The sequence below is a fragment of the Shewanella sp. GutDb-MelDb genome (assembly GCF_002836075.1).
Taxonomy (GTDB): Bacteria; Pseudomonadota; Gammaproteobacteria; order Enterobacterales; family Shewanellaceae; genus Shewanella.
In genome coordinates this window covers 1-9,295 of sequence record NZ_PJBM01000198.1, presented here as the reverse complement: position 1 = coordinate 9,295, position 9,295 = coordinate 1, and the positions used below count along the sequence as shown (strand labels likewise).

Annotated in this window: 7 protein-coding genes and 3 pseudogenes; all 10 read left to right on the top strand. The window is 38.3% G+C overall.

Annotation, left to right across the window (positions count from 1 at the left end; translation table 11 throughout):
* Positions 1-1,149 (top strand): hypothetical protein (locus tag CXF82_RS22315; protein ID WP_180961195.1); only part of this gene is annotated, 1,149 nt, incomplete at its 5' end.
* 21 nt (positions 1,150-1,170) lie between these two features.
* On the top strand, positions 1,171-2,208 hold the full coding sequence (locus tag CXF82_RS09890; RefSeq protein ID WP_102044114.1) for a polysaccharide biosynthesis protein: 1,038 nt from the start codon (positions 1,171-1,173) through the stop codon (positions 2,206-2,208).
* The gene (locus tag CXF82_RS09885) at positions 2,209-3,318 is read left to right on the top strand and encodes a UDP-2-acetamido-2,6-beta-L-arabino-hexul-4-ose reductase (RefSeq protein WP_102044113.1); all 1,110 of its coding nucleotides are present in this window, start codon (positions 2,209-2,211) and stop codon (positions 3,316-3,318) included.
* 15 nt (positions 3,319-3,333) lie between these two features.
* Complete coding sequence (gene wecB, locus CXF82_RS09880; RefSeq protein ID WP_102044112.1) at positions 3,334-4,464, top strand: non-hydrolyzing UDP-N-acetylglucosamine 2-epimerase; 1,131 nt, start codon at positions 3,334-3,336, stop codon at positions 4,462-4,464.
* Positions 4,465-5,634: a glycosyltransferase gene (locus tag CXF82_RS09875; RefSeq protein ID WP_102044111.1), complete on the top strand. Its 1,170-nt coding sequence runs from the start codon at positions 4,465-4,467 to the stop codon at positions 5,632-5,634.
* A 237-nt stretch (positions 5,635-5,871) separates the two neighbouring features.
* Positions 5,872-6,478 (top strand): annotated as a pseudogene (locus CXF82_RS22780) (ISAs1 family transposase); the annotation flags it as partial.
* Between the two features lie 63 nt (positions 6,479-6,541).
* Positions 6,542-7,008, top strand: a pseudogene (locus CXF82_RS22775) (ISAs1 family transposase); the annotation flags it as partial.
* Positions 7,009-7,019: 11 nt separating this feature from the next.
* A pseudogene (locus CXF82_RS09865) lies at positions 7,020-7,304 on the top strand (transposase); the annotation flags it as partial.
* A gap of 274 nt (positions 7,305-7,578) precedes the next feature.
* On the top strand, positions 7,579-8,805 hold the full coding sequence (locus CXF82_RS09855) for a glycosyltransferase family 4 protein (RefSeq protein ID WP_257982765.1): 1,227 nt from the start codon (positions 7,579-7,581) through the stop codon (positions 8,803-8,805).
* Between the two features lie 14 nt (positions 8,806-8,819).
* Positions 8,820-9,295: sugar transferase (locus CXF82_RS09850; protein ID WP_102044110.1), on the top strand; the 476-nt coding region annotated here is incomplete at its 3' end.

Below are 9,295 nucleotides of genomic sequence, written 5' to 3'. Positions count from 1 at the left end.
AGTGTGCTAATGATTCTTTTTACTGTCGATTTCGGTGTTGGCAGCAGGTTGAAGAATGACTTAATTGCAACGTTGGGTAAGCCCGAGGAACAAAAAAGCTTGATAATTAAAGGTGTAGTAACAAATTGCTTTGTTTCTGTTACTCTGCTTTTGATAGCCTTTATCGGAATTATTATATCTCGAAGCTTTACAGACTATTCTATAAGCTCAAGTGACAAATTAGTTAGTACACTATCGATCGTGATAGCTATCGTTTTTGTCTTGTTATTCTCTCCCTTAAGAGTGCTCAATCCTTTATTACAATCACAGCAAAAAAATGCGTTGAGTGGTTTTATATTAATCACTCCTCAATTGTATATTCTTGCATACTTATTTCTTATAGAAAGCCCTATGTTTGAGGATATATTTTTTGAGTTAGTTCTTTTCCTTTGTATTGCTACACTATTTACATACTTATTCCTTATTTTTATACATTGTAAGAAGCTTAACTTGAGGTGGTCAAATATTGGTCCACTATCACCGTTAGCTAAAGCGTCAGTTGAGTATGGAAAAAAGAGTTTAGGTTTTTTTCTTGCCCAAATTTCAATTATATTTTTGTTCAATAGTAATGAAGTTTTTTATTATATAATCGGTGCGGTCGATGATATTGTGCATTATCAATACTATTACCGAATTTTTTCAATAATTTTTGTTGGTTTTGCTGCAGTATCAATGCCATTTTGGTCTGCGATTAGAGAGTCATATGTTTCATCTGATAATGCCAATGTTAAGAAGCTATTTTTTATACTAAGTTTGTTGCTAATTCCTATTTCTATCGTTGTGCTTATATTAGGTTACAATTATCAGACTGTAATTGATTTGTGGTTAGGTGAGGGGCACTATGTAGCTGATAATGAGTTGGTGTTTAGCTTTGCTGTTTTTTCAATTTTTATGTGTATTATGTACGCTTGTTCCGCAATACTAAATAGTTTTGACGTGATCAAATATCAAGCAATAACATTGTTTTTTGCTTGCATTATAAAATTCATTTGTATTTTTATAATGATGGATCTCACGATTGATCCTGTAGTAACTTCAAGCGTAATTGCGCTAATATTCGTTGTAATTTGTTTTATGTTTAAAGCGATAGGGCTAATTCGCTCTATTTAAGCTAAGGAAGTAAGTACCAATATGTTTAATAATAAAATTTTACTAATTACTGGCGGAACTGGTTCATTTGGTAACGCAGTTCTTCGTCGCTTTTTAGATAGTGATATCAAAGAGATTCGCATTTTTTCTCGTGATGAGAAAAAGCAAGATGATATGCGCAAAGCATTTAATAACGAAAAGTTGAAGTTTTACATCGGTGATGTACGTGATCCTCAAAGCATTTCAGCAGCGATGCGTGGTGTTGATTACGTTTTCCATGCTGCTGCATTAAAGCAAGTGCCGTCTTGTGAATTTTACCCATTAGAAGCTGTAAAAACCAATGTGTTAGGTACGGAAAATGTTTTAGAGTCTGCAATATTCCATGGTGTGAGTCGTGTTGTTTGTTTAAGTACTGATAAAGCGGTTTATCCAATCAATGCGATGGGTATCTCTAAAGCGATGATGGAAAAAGTGATTGTTGCTAAGAGCCGCAATTTGGAAGGTACTAATACGGTTATTTCAAGTACTCGTTACGGTAATGTAATGGCTTCTCGTGGCTCTGTTATCCCATTATTTATTCGTCAAATAATTGAAAATACACCAATTACTTTGACTGACCCTTCAATGACTCGTTTTATGATGACGCTAGATGACGCGGTTGATTTAGTACTTCATGCTTTTGAACACGGTACGAATGGTGATATTTTTGTTCAGAAAGCCCCTGCTGCAACGATTAAAGTGATGACACAAGCTATTCTTGAGATGATTGGTAAACCTAAGCATAAGGTAAATGTGATTGGTACGCGCCATGGCGAGAAGCTATTTGAAGCATTATGTAGCCGTGAAGAGATGTTTGTTGCGCAAGACCAAGGTGATTACTACCGTATTCCTGCGGATAACCGTGATTTAAATTACGCACAATTCACTGAAGAAGGCGAAAAAAACCTTTCTGCTATTGAAGACTACAACTCACATAATACCGAGCGTTTAGACGTTGAGGGTATGAAAGAGTTATTGCGTAAATTGGATTTCATGCGTGAAATCGAAGCTGGTAACCTATTCGTTCCTGAAGGTGTGTAAATGAATATTTTAGTGACAGGCGCAGCCGGTTTTATTGGTCAAAACTTATGTATATTTTTAAACGAAGCTGGTTTTGAAAATATTGAAAAAATCACTCTTGATGATGATGAAGCTAGCATTGTAGAAAAAGTAAAGTCTGCTGATTTTATCTATCACCTTGCGGGTATTAACCGCCCTAAGAATGATGATGAATTTAAAAAAGGTAATACTGACCTAACTCAGCAAATTATCAATACATTAGTTGAAACTAAGCGTAATACTCCGATTGTATTAACCTCGTCGATTCAAGCCGAATTAGATAATCCTTACGGTGCGAGTAAAGCGGGTGCAGAGCTTGCTGTTGCTGAATATCAAGAACAAACAGGTGCAGCGACTTATATTTACCGTTTACCTAACGTGTTTGGAAAGTGGTGCCGTCCTAATTATAACTCAGCGGTTGCTACCTTCTGTTATAACACGCTTAATAATTTGCCTATCACGATTAATAATGCAGATGCGGCGCTTAGCCTTGTTTATATTGATGATGTTTGTCAGTCGTTTGTGGGTTTGTTAACTGACACTTCTCAAAGCACTGAGCAATACAGTTATGTTGAGCCTGTTTACCAAACAACAGTCGGCGAAGTCGTTACGTTACTCACCGAGTTTAAAGAAAGCCGTGACAGTATGATTTCAGCAAAAGTGGGCGAAGGTTTTGTGCGAGCTCTTTATTCTACTTATATTAGTTATCTTGCTCCGGAGCAGTTTGCATATTCAGTTACTCGCCACAGTGATGAACGTGGTACCTTCGTGGAGATGCTTAAAACTAAAGATACTGGTCAGTTCTCTTTTTTCACTGCTTACCCAGGTATTACTCGTGGTGGACATTATCATCATACGAAAACAGAAAAATTTTTAGTTATTAATGGGAAGGCCTTGTATAAGTTTAGACATATTATCACGGGTGAATCTTACGAACTTACTGTTGACGGTAAAGAGTCCCGTATCGTAGAAACAGCTCCAGGATGGACGCATGATGTGACCAATATTGGAGATAATGAGTTAGTCGTTATGCTTTGGGCTAATGAAATATTTGATAGACAAGCGCCTGATACAATCGCGAACCCACTTTAAGAAAGAGATAATAACATGAAAAAACTAAAAGTGATGTCAGTGGTTGGTACCCGGCCAGAAATCATCCGTTTGTCTAGAGTTTTAGCCAAATTAGACGAACACTGTGAGCATATTTTGGTTCATACCGGTCAGAATTATGATTTCGAATTAAATGAAGTGTTTTTTAATGATTTAGGGGTTCGTAAGCCGGACTACTTCTTGAACGCAGCTGGTAAAAATGCGGCAGAAACAATTGGTCAAGTAATCATTAAAGTAGATCAAGCGTTAGAGGACATCAAACCGGATTCGATGCTGGTTCTTGGAGATACCAACTCTTGTCTTTCTGCCATCCCAGCGAAACGTCGCAAAGTTCCAATCTTCCATATGGAAGCTGGCAATCGTTGTTTTGACCAACGTGTACCAGAAGAAACGAATCGACGTATAGTTGATCATACTGCAGACATTAACTTAACTTACAGCTCAATTGCTCGAGATTACCTTCTAGCCGAAGGTCTGCCCGCTGACCGTGTCATTAAGACTGGCAGTCCAATGTTTGAGGTGTTGAATCACTATATGCCTCAAATTGACGGTTCGGATGTATTAACGCGATTGAAGTTAGAGAAAAGACAGTTTTTTGTCGTAAGCGCTCATCGTGAAGAAAATGTTGACTCACCTAAGCAGTTAGCGAAACTAGCTAACACCTTAAACACGGTTGCTGCACATTATGGTTTACCTGTGATTATTTCGACTCACCCTCGTACTCGTAATCGTATTGAGGCTCAAGGTATCGATTTTCATAAGAATATTCAATTACTTAAACCGCTCGGGTTCCATGATTATAATCACCTGCAAAAAAATGCAAAGGCAGTGTTATCAGACAGTGGAACTATTAACGAAGAGTCTTCTATTATGAACTTCCCTGCATTAAATATGCGCGAGGCTCATGAACGGCCAGAAGGAATGGAAGAAGCATCAGTCATGATGGTAGGTCTCGAAGTAGAACGGGTAATGCAAGCGTTACAAATCTTAGAGCTTCAACCTAGTGGTGAAGAGAGGCTTCTTCGTCAGGTATATGACTATAGCATGCCAAATGTATCGGATAAGATGGTTAGAATCATTCATTCATATACCGATTATGTAAATCGTGTTGTATGGAAAAAATATTAAATGAATAAGTTAATTGCATATGTTGGCCCGTTTTCATTTCCTCAAGGTGGTGCCGCAGCGAGAAGAATTTTGGGGGTATCGAAAACCTTCCAGGCAATCGGTTATGATGTAGTGATTGGCTCAGGTCAAAAAGGTGAAGGGGTCATCGAGTTCGAAGGAATTGATGTTCATTCGCTTAATGAACGGACGGCAGAACAATATCCGACGTTGTTAAAGCACTTATTATATTTTGCCATGGGTAGGAAGACAGTTAATTGGTTGGATTCATTAGAAAATAAACCTAGTGCCGTTGTTTTATATAGTGGGTATTCGCCCTACCTCATAAGGTTGATTCCATGGTGTAAAAAACATAATATCCCGCTAATTTTTGATGCGGTTGAATGGTATGAAGCCTCCAATAAAATAAAAGGTTTGTTGTCTCCTTACCATTGGAATATAGAGTTAGCTATGCATTATTTGAGTATTAAAACGAAAAATATCATTGCTATCAGTTCATATTTAGAAAACTACTATTCATCTAACGGATGTAATACTGTGCGTATACCTCCTAGTTTAGATACAGAAGTTATTCTACCTCGAGAGTCTATCAGTTGTTCGCCAATTAAAAATCTAGGCTATACGGGAACACCGGGGCATAAAGATCTATTAGATAACGTATTAGATGTTTTATTAGATATAGATATTAATGGTGATAATTTCAAATTACATATTGCAGGTATTACCGAAGCTCAATTGTTAAATTTTCCAGCTTTAAGCTCAAGGAATCTAGATAAAATTCCATTATGCTGTAAGTGCTATGGTATCGTATTACAGCCAGTAGCACTTCAACTTATTAAGGATGTTGATTTCAGCATATTGCTACGGCCTAATAGGAAGTTTACTAACGCAGGATTTCCTACAAAATTAGTAGAAAGCCTTGCCGTGGGAACGCCAGTCATATGTAATTACACGAGTGACATTTCACGATATATCACAGATAACGTAAATGGTTTAGTTTGCCATGACGAATCATACAGTAGTATTAAGCAAGCATTTAGTCGCCTAGTTGATTTTGATTCTGATGTGCTAAATGCTATGAGTAAAAACGCTGCTACTAGCGCAAAAGAACATTTTGACATTAATTGCTATAAAGACCAGCTTCAAGAGTTCATGAAAAATCTTTCTTATTAATGAAGATATACGCAGGGAAAACACATGTAAATTCTTCATGCGTTTCCGCTGGATAGCGGACGTTACCAGGGGTAGATTACGAAACCCCTTGGTATCACTGGACTGTCAGCCAAATTAATTTTTTAGATTCGGACATAATATCAACATATTTTTCCAATAATCACAATAAAAAAGGATCGACTTGTAGATCACATGTATGTGTGATCATATACTTTCCTTTCAACATGATTTTAGCTGATGAATGGATTAACGCTTTTGGAACATATTTCGATATTACATGACCCTCGACAAACCTGGAAAACTGAATATACGCTCACGGATATAATATTTTTAACAATAGCAGCAGTCATCGGTGGCTGTGAGAGTTGGGACGAGATCGAAGATTTTGGCTACGACCATATTGAGTTGTTATAAGACGATGGTAATTTTGAAAAAGGTATTCCAACTCACGATACGATAGCCCGTATTATGGGAATGATATCAGCAAAACAGCTTCAAAAAATGTTCTCTAAATGGATGCAAAATTGCCATGAAATAACGAATGGTGATGTTATCGCCATTGATGGTAAAGCCACCGCACTGAGAGGAACTTACTGTAAAGATAAGCGCAAAGCCGTGATTCATATGGTTAGTCTTTTAGTGCGGCAAACCAAGTAGTTCTCGGACAGGTTAAAACTGAACTTAAGTCGAATGAAATTACAGCGACCCAGTAGGCGCTTAAGGCGTTGAATATAAAGGGTATTTTGTCGCGACTAATGCCGTGGGGTGTCAGGCTAAAATAGCAGAATGTATACGAGATAAAGACGCAGACTACTTGTTAGCAGTCAAAGGAAAGCAAGAGCGATAGGCTCGTCAATGCAAAGCGTATTTTCACTTCTCGACGCTAAAGAGCTACACAGGTGACAAGCATTCGGTTCAAGAGCAAGGTCATGGTCGCAGAGAGACACGATGGAGTGCAGTGAGTCATGATGCTATGGGTGTTCTTGGTGACATCGCTTTCGAATGGAAAGATATTCAAACTGTTGGGATGGTAGCTAGTACCAGGCAAGTCGTTGACTTACCAGCAGAGACTATCTCAGTTCGTTATTATATCAGCTCAGCTAAATTAACGGCGAAAGAGCTTATGGAGTCAAGCCGAGCGCATTGGTCAATAGATGTGCAACTCCATTGTCGCTTGGATGTCGCAATGCGTGAAGATGAGTGTCGGATAAGAAGAGGAGAAGCGGGAGAAAACTTTGCAGTAATTCGACATATGGCTTTAAATTTACTGAATGCCGACAAATCATTCAAAGCAAGTATAAAACGGAAGCAAAACGGGCAGGCAGGAATAATGCTTATCTATCCTCAGTCCTTACAGGGCAAGGGGTTTCGTAATCTAGCCCTGCGTCTTAAAGGCTGAAGACGTAAACATCAGATTTTATATCCGCTCGAAGGATATCAATGCCGAAACATTGCTCAAATCTAGTCGTTCTCATTGGGGTATAGAATCAATTCACTGCTCTTTAGACACCGCATTTTGTGAAGATGCTTCACGAATAAGCTCAGGTGATAGGGCTGAAGCATTTTCGAGGATCAGGCAGATGTGTTTAAACCTCCTTAAATCGGAAAGGAGCTTTAAAGGAGGTATCGAACGTAAGCGAATGAAGTGCACGATGGACAAAACTCCTTAAGCAAATTAATGACAGCCTTTGTATGACAGGTGTCTTCATGCGGTTTCCGTGATGTCGCATTGCGTGAAGATTAGTGTCGGATTAGAAGAGGCGAAGCGGTTGAAAACTTTGTAGTGATACGATATATAGCTTTAAATTCATTGAATGCAGACCAATCATTCAAAGCAAGTATCAAACGGAAGCAAAACCGGGCAGGTAGGAATAATGCTTATCTATCCTCAGCCCTTACAGGGTAAGGGGGTCGTAATCTAGCCCTGAACTTCATGCGATTTTCGTGACTTACAACGGAATCAAATTTGAGTTTGATAATCACCACACAACTAATATTGATGGAGCGGTCTGGATAAAAACAGACAACACACCCAGTATGAAAACTAATTCTAAACACAAAATTGCAGTAATTGCCAGCTTCCCTGATTCTGTTCTCTCATTTCGCGGAGCACTTATATCAGCAATCCAACAACAAAATTACGAGGTGCATGTTATCGCTCCATATATGGAGGATGATCTACTTCAAGAGTTACAAAGAAGAGGCATTGTAGTACATCAAATATCACTTCAGCGTACTGGCATGAACCCGTTTAGTGATGTTAAATACTTTATACAGTTATTTAAAGTATTGAGGGAAATTAATCCTGACTATTCTATCGCTTACACTATTAAGCCTGTCATTTACGGAACGTTAGCTGCAAAGCTTGCAGGGGTAAAAAATACCTTCTCGTTGATAACAGGTTTAGGCTATGCCTTTACTGGTGAAGCTAAGGGTAAGCGTAAAGTTATTCAGTATTTGCTTCATTTACTTTATAAAGCAGCTTTGAAAACCAACAAACTTGTGTTTTTTCAAAATAATGATGATAAAGCTTTGTTTCAGCAGCTAAAGCTTGTACCTAAAACCAGTAACCCTGTTGTGGTCAATGGTTCGGGTATTGATGTCAGTGAATTTTCAGAAGTACCGCTACCTAATTCATGTGATTTTTTATTAATAGCAAGACTGTTAGGGGATAAAGGCATTAGAGAATATGCAGGTGCTGCCAGATTATTAAAGCAATCACATCCCAATTCAACGTGTAGATTAGTTGGTTTCATTGATGTTAACCCTGATGCTATAAAACAGCATGAACTTGATGAATGGATTGATGGGGGGTATATAGAATATATTGGTCGTTTATCCAATGTTCAGCCTGCAATTGAACAATGTACCGTTTATGTTTTACCATCATACCGAGAAGGTACCCCTCGTTCTGTGCTGGAAGCAATGGCAATGGGTCGCCCGATTATTACTACAGATGCACCTGGTTGTCGTGAGACTGTAATTGATGGCGAGAATGGTTACTTAGTACCTGTGCAAGATAGTCATGCTTTATATGAAAACATGGTGAAGCTAACTGAGTCTCGTGAATTGGTCGTTAAAATGGGTAAGGCATCTCGTGAAATAGTAGAAGAGAAGTTTGATGTTCATAAAGTAAATCATGCGATGTTAACTGCTATGGGTATAAAGTAAATGGGTATCAAATAATGAAAAGAATATTCGATTTTACCGCTGCATTATGTGCATTAGTCTTACTATCTCCAGTCATGCTTATTACGGCAACCTTAATACGTAAAAACTTAGGCAGTCCCGTATTGTTTAAACAATCCCGACCTGGGTTAAACGGACAGGTGTTTAATATGCTTAAATTCAGAAGTATGCGAGATGCGACAGATAATAAAGGTAATACTTTACCTGATAGCGATCGCTTGACTCCTTTTGGTTTAAAACTACGTTCTACAAGCTTAGATGAATTACCGGGCTTAATTAGCGTACTAAAGGGGGAGATGAGTCTGGTAGGGCCTCGTCCTCTATTAGTAGAGTATCTGCCGTTATACAATATCGAACAGGCTAAACGCCACAATGTTAAACCAGGCATTACCGGTTGGGCGCAAGTTAATGGTCGTAACGCCATTAGTTGGGAGCAAAAATTTGAGTTAGATGTTTGGTATGTGGAAAATAA

Coding starts and splice junctions, on each gene's coding strand:
- CXF82_RS09890 (WP_102044114.1), top strand. CDS start 1,171: ATGTTTAATAATAAAATTTTACTAATTACTGGCGGAACTGGTTCATTT.
- CXF82_RS09885 (WP_102044113.1), top strand. CDS start 2,209: ATGAATATTTTAGTGACAGGCGCAGCCGGTTTTATTGGTCAAAACTTA.
- wecB (WP_102044112.1), top strand. CDS start 3,334: ATGAAAAAACTAAAAGTGATGTCAGTGGTTGGTACCCGGCCAGAAATC.
- CXF82_RS09875 (WP_102044111.1), top strand. CDS start 4,465: ATGAATAAGTTAATTGCATATGTTGGCCCGTTTTCATTTCCTCAAGGT.